Raw genomic sequence first — 19,228 nt, 5'->3', positions numbered from 1 at the left:
TGCTCGGCGCCGTCCGGATCAATGCGCTGCACCAGCCGCGCACGCCCGTCATGCACATAGACTTCCTGGCTGCCATCGGCGTTAAACACCGTGACCTGGCCGTTGTCATCCCAGGCATAGCGCGTGTCCATCTGCGAAAAGCTGGCCCAGTGCCGGACACAGCGCGCCGCCTTGCCAGACCTTTCCCACTCCCAGTAAAAACTCGCTCCACCGGCTAGCTGGCGTTCAAGAATGACGTGCTGATCGTCGTAGCGATAAACCTCGCTTTCACCGACAGCATTGGTCGCACACATAAGCCGGCCAAGGTCGTCATAGGCGTAGGAAACAACCGTGTACTCGGTAACCCAGACAAACTCACCCGGTCCCTCAGCCCGATGAATCTGGTAGTCCACGCCAACAATGCGGCCCAACGAATAACGCAGAAACAACGAGCGCCCGACGCCGTTATCCACCCGCTCAATGCGCCCCCTGAAGTCACGCGAAATACGCAGCCGGTTGTCATACGCATCGCTGATGGCTGTCAGAAAACCATTAACGAAATGGTAGAAACGCGAGCCTTGCGCCAGCACCCACTCATCCGGCAAAACCCCCAGATAAATCGCCGCCTCGGCCAAACTATTGGTGATCGCAGGGCGGGCGGAGGAGGGCAGCGGAAACTCAGTCGAGCGGTTCTCATGATCCGTCCACACCACCGAATCACCAGAAACTTCCAGCCGATGCGCCAGCGCATGACTCCAGCCAAACCCCAACCCGCAATCCACTTCCACGGCGCTGGTGCGATATAGCCGCGTCCACTCGAACGGCAATATCCCATCGAGCGTGCCATCGGTGAGGGTGAGCAATTCCTCGCCCGTAACCATCGACACCGGACAACCGTTAGTACACGTAGTCGCCGAGCAGGTCGCCGCATCGCCGTTCTGGTTTTTCCCCGACGCCGGCACGTCATCGACCTGTTCCTGCCTGACCAACACCGTGCGTTGTGCCTTTTCCCGCACCGCCGGGACGGGGTTTGAAACCAGATTGCCCCCGGCCTTCAACGGCACATCGGGGATCATCTTGATCGGCGTCGCTGCACTCCCCAGCAGCAAAGGTTTAGCTACCTCGACATGCGTTTCCAAATGAGGTCCAACAAGCTGCTCGGCCAGCCTCTCAAGCCACTTGCGCACCCGTCCGGACTTGATCGCGCCCAGCACCTGAACACCCAGCCGCAGCTTTACGCCCATGCCTTTGGTCGCCCGGATCAGCAGCAGGTTGATCAACACTTCGCCAGTGATTTCGCCCACCACCTCATACATCTCCGGCGGCGGCAGCATGCGTATCCAGGCCGCGATTGCGCACAGATAGATGAACAGCAGCGGCTCATCACTGAGTATCAACAAGCCCCGGGCAATCGCGTCCTTGCCCAGCTTCAGCAGTTCGTTGAGTTCGCCCTGGCTGATGTAGTGCAGCAACTTCTGGCTGTTGGCCCGGATGTCCAACAGCAGGTCGTAAAGTTGCGTGACGTTGTCCCAGAGGTGGTGGAGCGCCCGGGCAATGCCGGTTGAGAACGCCAGGCCTTGCATCGCACTGCGTTCGAAAGGCGTGGCTTTGGCGAAGTCATCCCATTGGGGCTTGAAGGTCTTCTGCCATTCCGCTCGCAGACGGCTTTCCAGCCCCACAATCACCGTCTGATAAGACGCATACAGAGCCTGGATATGCGCCTTGGAAACGTTGGGGTAAAAAGTGATTTGGTAATGCTGATCGCGGGTGCAATCCTTGACCTCAAGAATGCCGCTGGGACCGATGGTTCGATGAAGGGGAGGGCCGATTGGGGTGCCATCCGGGGCGATGGCTTGGAGCGTCACGGGCGTGTTGCCGATCGGCACGAACTGCGTGCTTTCAAACATGTGCACCAGTGTTAGCGAACCCTGGGCTTTGCACATACCGACAGTGGGACTTGGTGCTTTGGAGGAAACCGGGGCGACAAGTGCGACCTCGTCACCGACCTTGAATATCTGCTCCACTTCCAGCGCCGAGCCACTCCAGAAGCGCTCCGCCCAGCCGTCAAAGGTGTTCAGACATTCCCGGAAATCACGAAAGACGCTTTCTACGTCCGGCGACTTGGCATTCATGGAGTCCAAGACCAGCTTGGCAATCACCGGAATCAAGAGGTCGCCCCTTTAAGTGGGGCATTCATAGAGAAGTGCATTGGCGGTCCCTCGCGCTGATTGATCAGGCGAGAGACTTTGGAGAGGTTGGTGGGGGAAAGAAGTCGGCGTTATTCGCCAGGAATGCTAGGAAGATTCGCCAAAGCCTCGGGTAAACCGAGGCTTTGGCGTAGGGGATGGATTACAGGTTAAAAAGTCTTACAGCTTCAATTGCCCAATCGCTTTACTCAATTCCCCAGCCAACGTTGCCAGCTCATTACTGGTCGTCGCCGAGTCCACGGTCTGCTGCACCGTATTCTCGGTGACATCACGGATGCTCACTACTGCGCGGTTCATCTCTTCGGCGACGTGGCTCTGCTGTTCGGCGGCGACGGCGATCTGGGTGTTGCTTTCACGCATTTGCGCGACCGCACCGGTGATTTCGGCGAGCGCGGCGCCGGCTTCCTGGGCTTGTTGTACGCAATCGTCGGCCTTGAACGAGCTTTCCTGCATGAAGTCCACGGCATCGCGGGTGCCGGCTTGAAGGGCCGAGACCATGCGGGTGATTTCGTCGGTGGAGCTTTGCACGCGCTTGGCCAGGTTGCGCACTTCGTCGGCGACCACGGCAAAACCACGGCCCATTTCTCCGGCGCGGGCGGCTTCGATGGCGGCGTTGAGGGCGAGCAGGTTGGTCTGCTCGGCGATGCTGTGGATCACCCCGACCACGCCGTTGATCTTCTGGCTGTCTTCGGCCAGTTTCTGGATCATTTCGGCGGTCTGCTGTACTCCGGTGGAGAGCCCGGCAATCGAGCGCTGTACGCGCGTGACCACTTCCTGGCCGCTGCCGGCGAGGGTGTCGGCAGTCTGGGACAGGTCACGCGTGGCGCCGGCGTGCTGGGCGATGTGATAGACGGTGGCCGTCATCTCATTGATCGCGGTGGCGGCCTGGTCGGTTTCGCTTTGCTGGCCGAGCATGCCGTGTTGCACCTCGTTCATGCTGCTGGCCAGGCGTGCGGCGCCGTCGTCCAGTTGTTGAGCCGTGCGTGCCACGGTGCTGACCACCCGCTGGTAGCCGGCCTGCATGGCGTTAAAGGCGGTGGCCATCTGGCCGACCTCATCCTTGCACGCCAAGGGTACACGGGCCGACAAGTCGCCGGTTTTCTCCACGTGCAGCATCACATCCTTGAGCGTATTGAGCTGGCTGAGCAGAAAACGGATCAGCAGTTGTGAGGCGCCGAGCATTGCCAACATGAGGATCGCAACGGCCACGGCGTAGTTGGCAAAGCGATCACTGAACACCTGGCTCAGGCTGGGCGCGTAGGCCAGCACGGCGACATTCTGGCCGTCTGCGCGCTTGATCACTTCAGCGCCCAGCAGCGGGTTTTCACCCAGCAACGGCATGTGGTTGAGCTCGACCCAGCCGCTGGCGCTGCTCAAGGCTGAAAGATCTTGATCGGCCAGGTGTGGGATTTGGCCGCGGTTATACGTCAGCCAATGTTCGCCCTTGGGGAGCGCTTTGTCGGTCGGCCAGGTGGCGAGCAATCGCCCTTGAGCCTGCGCCGAGGCCTGGGACGCATCGCTGCGAGCCTGTTGCTCGAGCTGCACGGCGTACAGCACCAACAGCAACGTGGTGATGAAGGCGACCGCGTTCACGGCCCAGAATTTGTATTTCAGCGAGATATTGCTAAGCCAGGCACCCATGGAAGGTTTTCTCTGATAGCGGAAACAGCATTGGCAAGGTGCCATTATTGTGCCGCTACTCAGTAAACCGGTTTTGACATGGGTCAATGCGCCGCATCAATCCACGTTGGGCAACCCAAAAAAGGCGCGGGCACTGGCGGTGCTGTGCCGGGCCAGGTCTTCCACGCTTTCGTTGCGATGCAACGCTACTTCGCGCAGCACTTCGGGCAAATAAGCCGGTTCATTGCGGCCATTTTTCGGCTTGGGACGCAGGGTGCGCGGCAGCAGGTAAGGGGCATCGCTTTCCAGCATCAGGCGGCCCCGGGGAATTTCCCTGACTAATGGGTGCAGATGCGTCCCACGGCGCTCGTCGCAGATCCAGCCAGTGATGCCGATGTGCAAGTCGAGGTCGAGGTAGCTGAACAGCGCCTGTTGTTCGCCCGTGAAGCAATGCACCACGGCGGCGGTGAGGTGGTCGCGATAGTCCTTGAGGATCTCAAGCAGGCGCTGATTGGCATCGCGCTCATGGAGAAACACCGGCAGCTTCAGCTCGACGGCCAGGGCCAGGTGTTCTTCGAGGACTTTTTCCTGTTGCGGGCGTGGGGAAAAATCACGGTTGAAATCCAGCCCGCATTCGCCCACTGCCCGCACGCGAGGCTCGTTGAGCAAACCGCGCAAACGTTGAGCGCTGTCACCGTTCCAATCGCTGGCGGAATGAGGGTGGATACCGGCGGTACTGAAGAGGCGTTGGCCGCTTTCGTCGAGTTTTACGCACAGTTCCAGGGCCTGTTCGCTGCCGTCGACGCTGGTGCCAGTGAGCACCAATTGTTGCACGCCTGCGGCGTAGGCTCGCTCGAGAACAGCCTGGTGCCTCTCGTCGAAACTGGGGTTGGTCAGGTTGACGCCGATATCAATGAGTTGCATGGTGCTACCTCCGCCTGCGGTCGGAAAGCATATCAGAGCTGTAGATTTATAAGAAAATCGAAGAACTACAACGAGTTATAGCTGTCTTTGAACGTCGCAAGTGACATTGCGGTTGGCCAAGTGCCTTACCCTGTGCCACCGTTGCGCGCCTTGCCAGCGCATAAAGCGCTCTGTTTCTGACACCCAGCGTCTCGTTTTTCGCGAGGGCGTTGGCCAGTATTCTTTCCGGAGAGCGGATGATCCGACCCTCGGCGTTGCTTATGTTGTGCCTGACGTTATCGCTGCCCATGGCAGCGGTCGCGCGTCTGGACGGGCCGCTGGAAGTGACCAAGCCCGGCAAGGTGCGGGACCTGGCGCAAATCCGCTCCAGCCGCACGTTGCGTGTGCTGGTCAACCAGAGCCGCAACAGCTCCGGTGAAATCCAGGGCCAGGCCATTGGTATCGAATACCACCGGCTGCGTGCGTTCGAGCAATACCTGAACGGCCACGCCCGTGATGGCGAAGAAATTTCCCTCAAGATCATTCCCAAGGCCAAGGATCAACTGCTCGGTGCGTTGGCCCGTGGTGAAGGCGACTTGGTAGCCCCCGGTGAATTGCTGGATGTGAAGGCGGCCCACAAGATCAGCACCAGCGACCCGATCGCCAGTGATGTGCCCTTGTGGCTGGTGGGCGTCAAGGGTGAGCGCCGCTTCACCAAGCTCGAGCAACTTTCCGGGCGCACGCTGGCGCTGACCACTGGCAGTGCGGCTGCGGATGCCATCAGCCAGGTCAACCAGAAGCTCGCCCTGCACAAACAACCGCCGGTGAAGGTGGAATGGGTCGACCCAACGCTGGCCGTCGAAGATGTGCTGGAGATGGTGCAAGCCGGGATCTTCCACCTGACTATCGTTGAAAAACCGATTGCCGAGCGCTGGTCGAAGATCCTGCCCAAGCTGCGCTTTGACCGGCAGGTGGCGATCAGCGAGCCGGGCGACGAGTATTGGTTTGTCCGTCAGGACGCTTCGATGCTGCGGGCCAGCATCGACCGCTTCCTCAAGACGTATCGAACGCCGTCCGACCAGGATGTGGCCTTTCAACGCATCTACCGTCGTCTCTATCAGGTCCGCAACCCACTGGCCCGTGCCGACCGCCAGCGTCTGGAAAAACTGCGCCCGGTGCTGCAGAAGCATGCCCGCGAGCAGGGGATGGACTGGCTGAACCTGGCGGCGCTGGCCTTCAAGGAGTCGGCGTTTGACCCGGGGGCGCGCAACAGTGGCGGGCCGACCGGCCTGATGCAGATCACGCCGTCCGCAGCGCAGCGGGTGGGCGTCAATAATATCGAGAGTCTTGACAGCAATGTGCAGGCCGGTGCGCGCTACCTGGCGATGATCCGGCGCAAGTTCTTTGCCAGCCCCAAGTTGAACGAGCGTGAGCGCATGGCGTTTGTGCTCGCTGCCTACAACATGGGGCCGGAGCGCGTGCAGGGCATGCGCGCGGAGGCCCGGCGTCGGGGGCTGAACCCCAATCAGTGGTTCTTCCAGGTCGAGCGTATTGCCATGGAGCAAGTGGGGATGGGCGGCGTCAGCTATGTTAATAGCGTGAACAAGTACTACTTGGCGTTTGATCGGGAGCGGGAGTCCCTGGAGCCGCCAGCGCCGAAAATTGCCTCACGCAAGTGATCGTATTTGTCGATATGAATTAGGCATTTTTTCGGCTTTTATCATTGTTTAATCTGATTAATATAGCGGCCAACCCACCCCTACTTTGAAAAGGATTATCCCCATGAGCCCACTGATCAAAAGCATCCTGTCCACCCGCGCTGGCTATGGCCTGACGATTATGCGCATTTTTGTCGGCATCATCTTCGCCGCCCACGGTTCGCAAAAGCTCTTCGGCTGGTTCGGTGGCTACGGCCTCGCAGGGACTGCGCAGTGGATGGAAAGCATCGGCCTGGCGCCAGGTACCCTGATGGCAGTGTTGTCCGGTGGTACGGAGTTCTTTGCTGGCCTGGCGTTGATCATTGGTCTGCTGGTTCGCCCTGCGGCGTTGGGTCTGACCATCCTGTCGCTGGTGGCGATCTTCTCTGTGCATATTCATAACGGTCTGTTCATGGCCAACAACGGTTACGAATTCGCCCTGGCCTTGCTCGGTGGCTCGCTGGCGGTATTGCTGGAAGGGGCAGGCAAGCTGTCTGCCGACCGGGCCATCGCCGGCTGACACCTGCCAAAAAACCTCAAAAGGCCCGCCATGAGCGGGCCTTTTCGTCTCTCGGGATTCTTGACACTGGCCTATTGGCTTCTCTAGGATGCTGCTCATGCGCCGATTTAAACAGCTAATTGCGGGGCGCCAGCGGGACTCGATGCAGTCCTGACAGAAGCATGCACTCACCCAGAGGCAGGCTTCGAAATACCGCTAAAGCGCTGGTTCGGTGTTGCCTCTCACCTGCCCGCAGACTTTTGAGGCAGAGACACGACACGATGAATGCACTACGCCCCCTGATACGCCTGGCCCCGATCACCGCGGACCTGACTCAACGCAATCCTAAAATTCTCCTGGGTGGCAAGCACCAGCCAACGCTATTGCGTTACCTGGACGGCTGGCCGCGTCGTACTGGGCGCCCCTCAGCCTTCCTGATCCAATTTGTCGAGGACGGCGACTCCCTTGCCCGCTTTGCCAACAACAGCTTTGACCTTGCTGTGATCCAGGCACCCAGCGCACGTGAGGCGGATGAGGTGATTGGCCAGCTGGTTCGCATCGCGCGTCAAGGCTTGATCGCCCGTCGCTGAGTGGTCAATCAAAGGCTTCACGCGGTAAGGTTCGACGACGGTTCTGGTACAAAAACAGTACCCAGGCAATCAGGCACAGCACCAGCGGCACGGCCGCGATCAATGTCAGTTTTATGATGAGCACCAGGCGCTGTACCTGGGCGTAGGCTTCGACTTTCAGGCTGTGCAACTCCATGGGCAGGCGCAGTCGCTCCTTGTTGAGTGCCTGCAGCTGGATACCGGTATCGATCGACTGCGGGTCGAGCAGCATGGCTTGCGGATGCAACAACTGCCATTCTCGCTCCGTCCGCTCAAGGCGCCGTTCCAGCTCGCCAGCCTTATCCTGATAGGCTTTTGCTGCGTCTGCGCGCATGGCTTCGAGCACGTGCAGTGAATGATCCGCCAATCTGCGGGGACGAATGTCGGCAAGTGCCGCAGGTGTGGCTAGGTTGTCCAGGATGTTGAGGACAAATTGCGTGTTGTCGTTAGTGCTTGGGTTATTCAGCGCGTCACTGAGCATGTCGACATCAGCAACGACCACCGCATGAATCTGCGAAGCTTTCTGTAGGCCGGTAGGCTGTCTCTCAACGCCGTCCAAAAACGCCGAGTAAGCGGGCCCCTCGATACGCGCTGCGATCACAGCGCGTTGCACTCGGGCAGGTGCTTCCTCAATAGGCGTATTGCCGCCGACTTTCACCACCGTTGAATACGCTGAACTGTGTAGCAGCGGGGTGAAGAGGGTTCGGCTTTTCTCTGCCCGTGATAAAGCGCCGTTGCTCGACACTGTGAGTGTGTTGATATTCTCACTGCTGATGTCGTTTACGTTTGTCATTTTGCGAGACAAGGTCAGGTGGGTTGGACTAGCCAAGGTTTTATCTGGGACTGTCCCTCCGATCTGCATGTGCACACCCCAGCCGGTCAGCATTGAACTGACTCTCGATGCCATGGCATTGGAAGGTGTGTTGCCCATGGGGTCGGTAAACATCAACAGCTTGCCGCCGCCCAATACAAACTGGTCGATTGCATACAGCGCTTTTTCTGGCAGGTTTTCCGGGTGGGCAACCATCAGTGTCTTGAGGGTTTGGGGCACGCGCTCAAGGCGTGGCGCCAACTCCTTCAGGTCGAAATGCCGCGTTAGTTGCGCGAGCAGGCGTCCGGAGGATCTATCGATGGGGGATCCGGACAATAGGCCGACGGACCTGCGCTCAGGGTTTGACAGCTTATGCAGCAAGTCGCCGATTTCGTATTCAAGCAGCGCTTCGTTATCGCTGTTGAAGGCTTCTATGCGTTGTGCGGCGTGGCCCGCACGGGTGCCGATAAGGCCGAAGAATCCGTGTCGCTCGTCTAAGCCAAATAACGCGGCCTTGTAGGCATCTTCGGAATAAGGGGCGGGGTGAATGATGTGCAGGTTGATCCTGCCTGACGACGCTTTCTCGTATTCCTTGAGCAGGTCTTCCACGCGCAGGCGGTAGCGTTTCTCATCGTTGTTTGTTTTTTCATGGCGTTGAGCGTTGAAATAGTACAAATCCACCGGGTCTTCGAGTGTCGTGACCAAATGGCGTGCAGCAGGCGAAAGGGTGTGGATTTTTTGCTGTGAAAAGTCCCAACGGATGTTGGGAATCTTACCGATCCACACCAGGTTGAATGCCAGGAACAGTAACAGGATGACGATCAGTGTGGCGCCTGAGCGAAGAGTGGAATGCATAGCGTACTTGCCTTGTCAGCTGTTTTTAGCGTTAAGCGTGACAGTCGCCGCGGACAGAAAGGCCAGGATCATACTGATGAAATACAGGCCGTCATGCAGAGTAAGCTTGCCGTTGTCGACAGCACCGAAGCGTATTAACACATCAAGGGTGGTCAGGCTGTCTATCAACCAGATGGGGGTTTGATGCTCAAGTGCATCGAGGACACAAGAAAGTCCTGTGGCGGCAAGTAATAGGCTGATGGTTAATATAGGAGTAAGGGTTCGTCGATGTGTCAGTGTGCAAACGAAACACCCGACGGATAAGTAGCTTCCGGCAAGCAGCCAACTGCTTATATATTGTGAAAAGACAACGCTGCTGTCCACGGAGCCCAATAAGTTGGCAGCGATAATGACAGGGAATGTCAGGATTAAAGCAATACCGCTGAGGGTCCAGCCCGCCAGGAACTTCCCAACGATCTGATCTGCTGCAGTCATCGGCAGCGTTTGTATGAGTTCGGAAAAGCCTCGGTTGTATTCATCAGCCCACAACTGCATCGACAGTGCCGGTATTAGCCATAAGTAGAGCCAGGGGTGGAATTCAAAGAACACTTGCAGGTTACTGCTTTCCTTGTCCAGCCAAAGGTTTGTCAGCAATCCCAGCGCAGCGGAGAGTGCCAGGAAAACCGAGATATGCAGGTAGATGCTTGGCGTGTAGGCGCAACGGGTGAGGTGGTGTTTGAAAATGAGGGTGGTCAGTTTCATAGTGGGCTCCCCTGGCTCAGATGATCAACCACATCACCCACGCGCCCGGGCTCCAGGTTCACGGCTGTTATGTTCCACCCTCTGTTTGCGATAAGGGCATTTATGGGGAGATAGATAGCGTGCCCTGGCAGCGCAAGAACAGTCACGGTTCCGGGGGCGTCATGATTCACTTCGATTCCGGCGACGCCTGGTAAGACGGCCAATGCCAGCAGGTCCAGAGGGATATCGCAGGCCAGCGTGATGGCTTGGGAGTGGCGAGAAGTGCGTTGCAACTGAGTAAACGGAGCATCGGCAACCAGGTGTCCACCTGCAAGGACTAGCGCGCGGGTGCACACGGTGGCCAACTCATCACCTTGGCGGGAGGTGACGATGACGGCCATCTCTTCGGCCAGGGATCGGATAAGCGCGATGAGCTTGTTTTGTTGATCGGGCGCGAGCCCTGCGGTTGGATCGTCAAGCAGTAGCACGTCGGGATCATGAAGGATGGCCTGGGCTATGGCCACCTTGCGTTTCAGTCCCATCGGAAGGGTATCGATGGGGTAATCCAGCACGGGCCAAAGTGCCAGGCGTGAAGCCGCAAGGTCAATGCGACGGCGTTTTTCAGCGCCCCTGAGCCCGTGCAGGGAGGCAATGAAGTTGAGAAAGCTGTTGACTGACATTGTGGGGTGGCAAAGTGCCGTTTCACGTTGATAGCCAATGCGCTTTTTTACTTGAAGTGGATGAAGCCTGGTATTGAATTCCTGAATCTTTATATCGCCCGCTGTCGGTTTCATCACACCAGCTATTAAATTGAGAAGTGTGGTTTTACCCGCACCACTGCCACCCAGCAGACCCACGCATTCCTGATGCTTAACACGAAGTGACAACTCACTGATGATGCGTTTTTTACCCAGGGTTTTTGTCAGGTTGCTTATTTCGATCATTATTTTACCGAACAAGTGTGGTAGAGCATTTGAGTGGTGCCATAAGCGTGCGTGCAGTAGTGCGCGATTTAAAAGAGGGTACGTTCGTTTATTTTGATTGGGAATGCGCGCCTGGATTTATAAGGCAAATCCTACGCTTGGCTTGATTGTTCGCTGAAACAATTGTTTTGTTCTGATGCTTATTACTGGTTGGCTGTTTATCGAATGTTTATGTGATGTTGTTCTTTTTATAGTGAGGCCTGTCTATCATGATGCTTCTACGTACCCTTGTTCTTGAACGTGGCGGTCAGGATGCGCCCGTCAACGGTGCATTGCTCTGTGGGTTCGCTGTTGCTCAAGCCGCGTCCAATTTTCTTGTCTACAGCCTGGATGAGGAAATGGAGCCAGGGAGTTCCAGGGTCTACATTGCTGCGTTGCGCAAAAAACACGATCGGTATTTCTTGAGTGGTGTGGACGCCAAGGAAGACCTGCAGGCGGCCATGCATGTGTTTAAACAAATCCTGATGGTGGCGGCAGGATCAGGTGCTAAAGCGGGAGGTGTGGAGGCATCGGTCCCGTATCACTTCATTGATTTGAAGGGCTGCAAGTTGCCACCTGCCAGGCCTGAAGACCATCACTCGGTGATCATCAAGAAAGCCCTGGTGATGAAAGTGATTACCTTGGGCATGTCTGCCCCTGTGCTGCCGGCTATCGAAAGTGCTTCATTGATCGTGCCGTCCATTCGTTTCTCGTCGCAAATGACCTCGCCCCCCAAAGATGTCGATCCGCCGCAGCCTGTGGAGCAGCCACTTCCAGATCCGCCTGTTGAAGTCATCCCGCAGTGCGCCGTAGTGGCACCGCCCGTGCAGCCGGTCGTTCACGCGCAGATGGACCATGCCTCGTTGGTCGAGGTGGACAGTACGCTGACCAATCTTGCCCGGGTTGCCCAGGAGCTGACACACCAGAAGCTTGCGATAACAGAGCGTGAGTCGATGCTCGAGCAGTGGCACGCGAGGCTGCGACAGGAGCAAGGCACGATGGATGAGCGCAGCCGTGAGCTGGACCAACGTGCTGCCACATTGGATACGCGAGCGTTGGAGGTCAGCCAGAAAACCCAGGAACAGGCGCGGATGACGGCCCACCTGTCGCAGCTGCAATCGAGCCTGCGAGGTGTACTCGCAGAGTTGGATCAGTCCCTGGAAGGTTGAGGGGGGGCGGCGAATGGCTCACTGAACTGGCTACTTTGCGTGGTTCATTTATCATCGACTCAACCAGCCGACGCCAGGGCATGAAGCCTTGGCGGATCGGCACCGTTGGACTTTGCCTGGGGATGCAAGCGTTTGAGTACCAAGCTGATTACCAAAGAAGGTCATGAAGCGCTGAAAAAAGAGCTGGATTACCTGTGGCGGGAAAAGCGCCCGGACACTACCCGCAAGGTGACTTGGGCGGCGTCCCTGGGGGATCGCAGTGAAAACGCCGATTACCAGTACAACAAGAAACTGCTGCGCGAGATTGATCGGCGGGTGCGCTACCTGCGCAAGCGCCTGGAAGACATGCGGGTTGTGGAGTACATGCCCGAGCAGGAGGGCAAGGTGTTCTTCGGTGCGTGGGTCGATATTGAAAACGAGGCGGGCGAGACCAAGCGCTTTCGCATCGTCGGGTATGACGAGATTTACGACCGGATGGATTACATCTCCATCGATTCGCCCATGGCCAGGGCCTTGCTGCGCAAGGAGGTAGACGATGAGGCCATTGTGCAGACCCCAGGCGGGGAAGTGTGCTGGTGGATCACCGGTATCGAGTATGTGAAGTAACCATTGATGGCCCGCGCACCGGACAGTGCGCGGGCCATCGTCGTTTCAGCCTTCGCGCAGCACCGTCAACGGGCTGGCGTTCAGCGCTCGGCGTGTACCGAATACACCGGCTCCGCCGATCAGCACCGCTCCGATCACAGGCAGCAGCAACAGCCATGGGTGAGGTTGCCAGGCCAGGTCAAAGGCGTAGCGGTACAACACCAGTGTTACCAGCTCCGTGCCCAATGCTGCCAGCAAGCCGCTGACCGCCCCCAGCAAGCCGAACTCGATGCGCCGCGCCTTGACCAGCAGCTTGCGTTCGGCACCCAGCGCCCGTAACAGCGCGCCCTGGCGAATCCGTTCGTCCAGGGTGGCTTGCAAGCCCGAGAACAGCACGGCCATCCCGGCGGCCAGCACAAACAGCAGCACATACTCTACTGCCAGGGTCACCTGGGCGAGGATGCTGCGCAGCTGTTCGAGCAATGCCTCGACCTGCAGGATAGTCACCGCCGGGAAGGCCCGGGAGAGGTCGACGATCTGTTGGTCATGGCCTGGCGCCAGGTAGAAGCTGGTGAGGTAAGTGGCCGGCAGGTCCTTCAGGGTACCCGGCTGGAAGATCATGAAGAAGTTGGGCTGGAAGTTGTCCCAGTTGATGGTGCGCAGGCTGGTTACCCGCGCTTCGCGGTTTTCCCCGCCAACGGTAAAGACCAGGTGATCGTCGAGCTTGAGCTTCAGGCTCTCGGCAACCTTGGCTTCTACCGACACGCCTGGTACTCCATCGCCCGGTTGCTGCGACCACCAGGAACCAGCAGTCAGGACGTTGCCTGGCGGCAAGTCCGCAGCCCACGTCAGGCTCAAGTCACGCTGGACGGCGCGGTCGCCGCTGGAGTCCTTGCTGACGATTTCCTGCACCGGCGCGCCGTTGATGCTGATCAACCGGCCCGGCACCACCGGATACAGTGGCGCTGATTGCGCTTGCACTTCCAGCAAGCGGGCACCAAAGGCGTCCTTGTCGGCCGGCAGTATATTCAGGGCGAAATAGTTGGGCGCATCCTTCGGCAACTGGTTCTGCCAGGTGTCGAGCAGTTCGCCGCGCAACAAGGCAATCAAACCCATGGATAACAAGATCAGCCCAAACGCCAGGGATTGACCGGCTGCTGCCAGTGGGTGGCGCAACAACTGGCCAAGGCCCAGGCGCCACGGCAGGGACGCACGCGCCAGCAGCCGCCGCAAGCTTTGCAACAGCAGCAGGAGCAAGCCACCCAGTATCAGCGCAGCGATGACACCGCCGCCCAGAAGCGCGAAGGTCAGCACCAGGTCGAGGCTCAGGCGCCACATGATCAGGCCCAGGGCGAACAATGCCGCACCGTAGACCATCCAGGTGCTGGACGGGATCGGCAGCAGGTCGCGACGCAACACGCGCAACGGTGGCACGCGGCCCAGCGCAGCCAGTGGCGGCAGGGCAAAGCCGGCGAGGGCGACCAGCCCGGTGCCGATGCCCGCGACGGCGGGCAGCAGCCCACCTGGTGGCACATCAGCGGGCAGCAAATCATGCAGGAAGTAGAACAGGCCAAATTGCGCCAGCCAGCCCAGCAGCGCGCCGGCGAGACTCGCCAGCAGGCCCAGTACGGCCAGTTGCAGGCTGAACAGCAGCATAGCTTCGCGTCGTGACAGCCCGAGGCAGCGCAACAAGGCACTGGCATCGAAGCGACGGCTGGCAAAGCGGTTGGCGGACAATGCCACCGCCACACCGGCCAGCAGCACCGCAACCAGGCTGGCCATGTTCAGGTAGCGCTCGGCCTTGCCCAGAGCGCCGCCGATTTGCTGGTTGCCATCGCGCGAATCCTGCAGGCGCTGGTTGGCAGCAAGCCCCGGCTTGACCAGGTCGCGGTAGGTTTGCAGCGCCGTGCTGCCCTGGGGGGCGCGCCACAGTTCGCGGTAGCTCACGCGACTGCCTGGCTGGACCACGCCGGTGGCGTCCAGGTCCGACAGGTTGATCATCACCCGTGGCGTGAGGCTGTAGAAGTTGCCGGCTCGGTCGGGCTCATAGGTGAGGATGCGCGCAAGGCGTAGGGTTTTCATGCCGACATCGATGCTGTCGCCGACCTTCAGGTTCAGCGCAGTCAGCAGCCGTGCTTCCACCCAGGCTTCGCCGGGCTTGGGGCCGCCGCCGGGCGTTTCGGCCCCATAGGGTTCGGCGGCGCTTTTCAGTTCTCCACGCAGCGGGTACTGCTCGTTGACGGCCTTGATGCTCGACAGCTGAATGCCGCTGTCGGCAGCGATCACACTGGAGAACTCGACGATGCGTGCGTGATCCAGGCCCAGCTCGGTCCCGGATTTGATTTGCTCGGGGCGTGCGGGCGAACTGCCCTCCAGCACCAGGTCGGCCCCAAGGAACTCGGTGGCGCGCAACAGCATGGCGCCGTTGAGACGCGCCCCGAAATAACCGATGGCCGTGCTGGCGGCCACAGCCACCAGCAAGGCGAAAAACAGCACGCGCAATTCACCGGCGCGGGCGTCGCGCAGCAATTGGCGCATGGCAAGGCTGAACAGGCGCAACAGCGGCAAACGTGCCATCAAGGCTCCAGGGGTGCGACCATCAGGCCGGCTTCAAGGCGGATCAGGCGTCGGCAACGGTGGGCCAGGCGCTCGTCGTGGGTGACCAGCACCAGGGTCGTGCCGCTCTCTTTATTGAGTTCGAACAGCAGGTCGCTGATGCGCTCGCCGGTGTGGCTGTCGAGGTTGCCGGTGGGTTCATCGGCAAACAGCACGTCCGGTTCGGCGGCAAAGGCACGGGCAATTGCCACCCGTTGTTGTTCGCCACCGGAAAGTTGGCGCGGCGAGTGGGTCAGGCGTTGGCCCAGGCCTACACGCTCAAGCAGGTGTCTGGCGCGCTCGCGGGCGTCTTTGCGACCGTCCAGCTCCAGCGGCAGCATGACGTTTTCCAGGGCGTTGAGGCTGTCGAGCAATTGGAAGGATTGAAAGACGAAGCCGACGTGCTCGGCACGGATGCGTGCGCGCTGGTCTTCATCGAGGGTACTCAAGGCTTGGCCGGCGAGGGTGACTTCACCGCTGCTGGGCAGGTCGAGGCCGGCCAGAAGGCCGAGGAGGGTGGATTTGCCGGAACCGGAACTGCCGACGATGGCCAGGCTGTCGCCCTTGTTCAGTTCCAGGCTCAGTTCGTGCAGGATAGTCAGTTCACCTTCCGCGCTGGGAACCACTTTGCTAAGGTTCCGCGCGGTGAGAATGCTTGCGCCCATGGAGAATCCGATGCGAATGTGGTTTTTGAGTGCTGGCCTGGCCTTGATGTGCATGGCCCAGAACGCAGCGGCGGGTACAGTCCTGATCGTTGGCGATAGTATCAGTGCCGGTTTCGGCCTGGATACCCGCAAAGGGTGGGTCGCACTGCTCGAGCAACGGCTCAAGCAGGAAGGTTTCGACGATAAAGTGGTCAACGCGTCCATCAGCGGTGACACCAGTGCCGGAGGCCTGGCGCGGCTGCCGGCGGCACTTGCAGAGCATAAACCCGAAGTCGTGATCATCGAGTTGGGCGGCAACGATGGCCTGCGGGGTCAGCCACCGGCGCAATTGCAACAAAATCTTGCTTCGATGATCGACCGCTCCAAAGCCATCGGTGCCAAGGTGCTGTTGCTGGGGATGCAGCTGCCACCCAATTATGGCCCGCGCTACACCAACGCCTTTGCCGAAGTCTATGGCACCCTGGCCAAGGAGAAAGACGTGCCGCTGGTGCCGTTTTTCCTGGACGGCATCGGTGGTCATCCGGAGTTGATGCAGGCTGATGGATTGCACCCGGCCGTCGGCGCCCAGGGCAAGTTGCTGGAAAATGTCTGGCCGACGCTAAAACCGCTGCTATGACGCTTTTCTACCGGCAGGCTTTCGGCTAAGGTGGCGCCCCCCCGATCTGGAGCCCCCGATGTCGCGTCCTGCCTGGTCCCTGTTCAACTACCAACTGATCGAGCCTGACGAGCAGTTGGATCTGTTCGCCTGCCAGGAAGTCCGGGTGCATCTGGTCGCGCGTCAATTGGAGCTGGGTGGCTCGATTGACCGCACGCTCTGCGGGACGTTGCTGCCGGCCCAGCCGCGCTGGTCATCGGTGGATCGCTCGATCTTCCAGGACCAACGCCTGTGCCCGCTGTGCAGGGCGATTCTCGAGTCTCAGAAACGCGGTACGCCGCCGATCTGGCCGGAGCTGCGCTTCGAGCTGTAACGCCGCCCGCGTGGTGCTTGAAGTTCGCTTCGCGTATACAATCAATTTTTCCCTACCCGTCGTTCTGCGAAGGATTTTCCGGATGTTGTCGCGCCTTTCCGTCGTTACCTGCTGCCTGTCTCTTGCTGCCCTTTGCGCCGCAGGTTCGGCAGCAGCCTTGCAGTTGCCTTTGCCGCCGCCAGGTGAAGATATCGTCGGTCAGGTCCAGGTGATCAAGGCCAAGTACGAAGACACCTTTGCCGACCTTGGCACCACCTATGACCTGGGCTATTCGGAGATGGTCGCGGCCAACCCCGGCGTGGACGCCTGGTTGCCCGGCGCCGGTACCGAAATTGTATTGCCGACCCGCTTCATCCTGCCGCCCGGCCCGCGTGAAGGCATTGTGATCAACCTGGCGGAGTACCGGCTCTACTACTTCCCGAAAGGGCAGAACGTGGTCTACACCTTCCCGCTGGGTATTGGCCGTGAGGGTTGGGGCTCGCCGATCGCCCACACCAGCATCATCGCCAAGACCCCCAACCCGACCTGGACGCCACCCGCCTCGATCAAGGCCGAGCACGCCGCCAATGGCGACCCGTTGCCCAACGTGGTGCCTGCCGGTCCGGACAACCCGTTGGGGCCGTTCAAGTTCACCCTGGGCACGCCGGGTTACCTGATCCACGGTTCCAACATGAAATTTGGTATCGGCACGCGTACAAGCCACGGCTGCTTCCGCATGTTCAACAACAATGTGCTGGAAATGGCGGGCATGGTGCCGGTCGGTACGTCGGTGCGCATCATCAACGACGCGTACAAGTTCGGCAGCAGTGGTGGCAAGGTGTATCTGGAAGCGCATACGCCGCTGAACGACGATGGCACACCGTCGGTGGTCGACAAGCACACGGCCGTCATCAACGCGCTGCTCAAGCGTGAAGACCTGGCCAATAACCTGCGGGTCAACTGGGACCAGGTGCGTGATGTGGTCGCGGCGGAAGACGGGTTGCCCACGGAAATCGGTGTGCCGGGTGCAGCTTCGGTCGCAGCCAGCGCGCCGATCGACCTGCAGCAGTAACGCTGTTCGATTAACAGCCCGCTACGGCGGGCTTTTTATTGCCCGCGGTTCAGGTACAAAACCTTGGGCAATAAAAAAGCCGATCCATAAATGGATCGGCTTGATAACAACCCCGAGGGATTATTACTTGCGGCTAGCTTTTTCAAGCATGCGCAGAGCGCGCTCGTTAGCTTCGTCAGCAGTCTGTTGTGCTTTTTGAGCAGCAGCCAGAGCTTCATCAGCTTTACGGTAGGCTTCGTCTGCACGAGCCTGGGAGCGAGCTGCTGCGTCTTCAGTTGCAGTCAGACGAGCTTCGGTTTCTTTGGAGACGCTGCTGCAACCGGTAGCCAGAACTGCGGCCAGAGCCAGAGCAGAGAATTTCAGAACGTTGTTCATCGTGTTCCCCTTCAAGGACTTTCTATTAAATGGCTACTTTCTCAGAGTGAGCTGATAGCCGGCGTACATACTACTCATTACTTGTAGTAAGTAAACTGACGTAGCGCAAGAAGCAAAAAAAATTCTTGCGCCGAATCTATTTTGGCTAATCTTTTGGAGGTTTGTATAAAAACCGTCCAATTTTTTTCATTTTTCCGGGAACTGGATCCAGCCTGAAAGGTCCGGCCAGCATGTGTTAGGCCGGCTAAACAGGTGAAGAATTATATATCGGCGTTGACACTTAGCTTCGGCTTGGCTTTACCTCAGCTGGCATCTTTTGCGCATGTAGAGGTGACTTTAAGAGCGGCAGTTCGTCTCAAGCTTCAACTGCCGGCAATGTTCAGGCTATCGGTCATCGGTTGATCGAAGCCCTTTCTGTAACCTCCAGCGGCAGGGGATGACAAGCGCGCCTTGAGCTATTGCAGTAATGGTGCCTACTATTCCCTACGTGCTGGTTGTGAGCGCTATAGGTTTTCTCGTTGTCGGAACCGGCACGGGGTGGCGTAGATGTTCCTTCGCCGGAAAAACATCGGTAAGGTAGGGGTCGCAATACAAGACCCGCGAGGAGTAGTGATGAGCGAGGCGTTGTCCATCCACCATGACCAGGCTGGTCATCAGTTCGAGACCAATGTGGACGGTCATCGTGCCTATCTGACCTATATGGACCTCGGTAAACAGACCCTGGATATCTATCGGACCTTCGTGCCCAACGCACTGCGAGGCCGTGGCATTGCAGCGGCATTGACCGAGGAAGCCCTGAAGTTCGCCGAAGAGGCCGGCTACACGGTGATCCCTTCGTGCTCTTATGTCGAACGCTACATGGAGCGCCACCAGCGCCATGCCGCGAAGCTGTAAGGCTTAAGACAGCACCCTGAAAAACGCCGGGCTTTGCCCGGCGTTTTTGTGTGCGCAGTGTGTAC

The 19,228-nt window shown here is 59.0% G+C and carries 18 protein-coding genes; 9 read left to right on the top strand and 9 right to left on the bottom strand.

Annotated elements, in window-relative coordinates; translation table 11 throughout:
- From HX792_RS23190 to HX792_RS23180, 3 genes are all read right to left on the bottom strand, one after another.
- The coding region (locus HX792_RS23190) for a DUF6531 domain-containing protein (RefSeq protein WP_176998275.1) at positions 1-2,147 on the bottom strand (2,147 nt) is incomplete at its 3' end.
- 198 nt (positions 2,148-2,345) lie between these two features.
- Positions 2,346-3,827, bottom strand: coding sequence for a methyl-accepting chemotaxis protein (locus HX792_RS23185; RefSeq protein WP_176998274.1), 1,482 nt, complete (start codon positions 3,825-3,827; stop codon positions 2,346-2,348).
- 96 nt (positions 3,828-3,923) lie between these two features.
- On the bottom strand, positions 3,924-4,730 hold the full coding sequence (locus HX792_RS23180; RefSeq protein WP_176998273.1) for a TatD family hydrolase: 807 nt from the start codon (positions 4,728-4,730) through the stop codon (positions 3,924-3,926).
- Positions 4,731-4,966: 236 nt separating this feature from the next.
- Between HX792_RS23180 and HX792_RS23175 the strand changes: the two genes are divergently transcribed.
- The 3 genes from HX792_RS23175 to HX792_RS23165 all read left to right on the top strand — a co-directional run bounded on the left by HX792_RS23175 (position 4,967) and on the right by HX792_RS23165 (position 7,495).
- Positions 4,967-6,388 carry a transglycosylase SLT domain-containing protein gene (locus HX792_RS23175; protein ID WP_176998272.1) on the top strand — a complete coding sequence of 474 codons (1,422 nt, stop codon included), beginning with the start codon at positions 4,967-4,969 and terminating at the stop codon, positions 6,386-6,388.
- A gap of 103 nt (positions 6,389-6,491) precedes the next feature.
- Positions 6,492-6,926: a DoxX family protein gene (locus tag HX792_RS23170; protein ID WP_176998271.1), complete on the top strand. Its 435-nt coding sequence runs from the start codon at positions 6,492-6,494 to the stop codon at positions 6,924-6,926.
- Between the two features lie 260 nt (positions 6,927-7,186).
- Positions 7,187-7,495, top strand: a complete 309-nt coding sequence (locus HX792_RS23165) for a class I SAM-dependent methyltransferase (protein WP_176998270.1) — start codon at positions 7,187-7,189, stop codon at positions 7,493-7,495.
- A 4-nt stretch (positions 7,496-7,499) separates the two neighbouring features.
- Here HX792_RS23165 and HX792_RS23160 read toward each other — a convergent pair whose 3' ends face one another.
- From HX792_RS23160 to HX792_RS23150, 3 genes are read right to left on the bottom strand one after another with little or no spacing between them, the layout of a single operon-like run.
- Positions 7,500-9,179, bottom strand: coding sequence for a Gldg family protein (locus tag HX792_RS23160; RefSeq protein WP_176998269.1), 1,680 nt, complete (start codon positions 9,177-9,179; stop codon positions 7,500-7,502).
- A gap of 15 nt (positions 9,180-9,194) precedes the next feature.
- Positions 9,195-9,920, bottom strand: coding sequence for an ABC transporter permease (locus HX792_RS23155; protein WP_176998268.1), 726 nt, complete (start codon positions 9,918-9,920; stop codon positions 9,195-9,197).
- Positions 9,917-10,843 carry an ABC transporter ATP-binding protein gene (locus HX792_RS23150; RefSeq protein ID WP_176998267.1) on the bottom strand — a complete coding sequence of 309 codons (927 nt, stop codon included), beginning with the start codon at positions 10,841-10,843 and terminating at the stop codon, positions 9,917-9,919. The genes HX792_RS23155 and HX792_RS23150 overlap by 4 nt, the downstream gene beginning before the upstream one ends.
- 248 nt (positions 10,844-11,091) lie before the next feature.
- Here HX792_RS23150 and HX792_RS23145 point away from each other — a divergent pair, with 248 nt between their 5' ends.
- Both HX792_RS23145 and greB read left to right on the top strand, forming a co-directional pair.
- Positions 11,092-12,030 (top strand): hypothetical protein, encoded by a 939-nt coding sequence (locus HX792_RS23145; protein WP_176998266.1) that lies wholly within the window; start codon positions 11,092-11,094, stop codon positions 12,028-12,030.
- Positions 12,031-12,162: 132 nt separating this feature from the next.
- Positions 12,163-12,636 (top strand): transcription elongation factor GreB, encoded by a 474-nt coding sequence (gene greB, locus HX792_RS23140; RefSeq protein WP_176998265.1) that lies wholly within the window; start codon positions 12,163-12,165, stop codon positions 12,634-12,636.
- A 45-nt stretch (positions 12,637-12,681) separates the two neighbouring features.
- Here the strand turns inward: greB and HX792_RS23135 are convergent, their stop codons facing one another.
- Together HX792_RS23135 and HX792_RS23130 are read right to left on the bottom strand one after the other, a co-directional pair.
- Positions 12,682-15,192 carry an ABC transporter permease gene (locus tag HX792_RS23135; RefSeq protein WP_176998264.1) on the bottom strand — a complete coding sequence of 837 codons (2,511 nt, stop codon included), beginning with the start codon at positions 15,190-15,192 and terminating at the stop codon, positions 12,682-12,684.
- Complete coding sequence (locus HX792_RS23130) at positions 15,192-15,875, bottom strand: ABC transporter ATP-binding protein (RefSeq protein WP_005786391.1); 684 nt, start codon at positions 15,873-15,875, stop codon at positions 15,192-15,194. The genes HX792_RS23135 and HX792_RS23130 overlap by 1 nt, the downstream gene beginning before the upstream one ends.
- Before the next feature lie 10 nt (positions 15,876-15,885).
- On the opposite strand from HX792_RS23130, the gene HX792_RS23125 reads away from it, so the two are divergent.
- The 3 genes from HX792_RS23125 (at position 15,886) to HX792_RS23115 (ending at position 17,894) form a co-directional block, all read left to right on the top strand.
- Positions 15,886-16,491, top strand: a complete 606-nt coding sequence (locus HX792_RS23125) for an arylesterase (RefSeq protein WP_176998263.1) — start codon at positions 15,886-15,888, stop codon at positions 16,489-16,491.
- Between the two features lie 58 nt (positions 16,492-16,549).
- Complete coding sequence (locus HX792_RS23120) at positions 16,550-16,843, top strand: hypothetical protein (RefSeq protein WP_016972348.1); 294 nt, start codon at positions 16,550-16,552, stop codon at positions 16,841-16,843.
- 82 nt (positions 16,844-16,925) lie between these two features.
- On the top strand, positions 16,926-17,894 hold the full coding sequence (locus HX792_RS23115; protein ID WP_176998262.1) for a L,D-transpeptidase family protein: 969 nt from the start codon (positions 16,926-16,928) through the stop codon (positions 17,892-17,894).
- Positions 17,895-18,017: 123 nt separating this feature from the next.
- Here the strand turns inward: HX792_RS23115 and oprI are convergent, their stop codons facing one another.
- Positions 18,018-18,269 (bottom strand): outer membrane lipoprotei OprI, encoded by a 252-nt coding sequence (oprI, locus tag HX792_RS23110; RefSeq protein WP_003172710.1) that lies wholly within the window; start codon positions 18,267-18,269, stop codon positions 18,018-18,020.
- Positions 18,270-18,881: 612 nt separating this feature from the next.
- On the opposite strand from oprI, the gene HX792_RS23105 reads away from it, so the two are divergent.
- Positions 18,882-19,163, top strand: coding sequence for a GNAT family N-acetyltransferase (locus HX792_RS23105; RefSeq protein WP_003189869.1), 282 nt, complete (start codon positions 18,882-18,884; stop codon positions 19,161-19,163).
- Positions 19,164-19,228 lie beyond the last annotated feature (65 nt).

This window comes from Pseudomonas sp. B6002 (assembly GCF_013385985.1).
Lineage (GTDB): Bacteria > Pseudomonadota > Gammaproteobacteria > Pseudomonadales > Pseudomonadaceae > Aquipseudomonas.
This window is presented reverse-complemented; position numbering and strand designations above follow the sequence as displayed.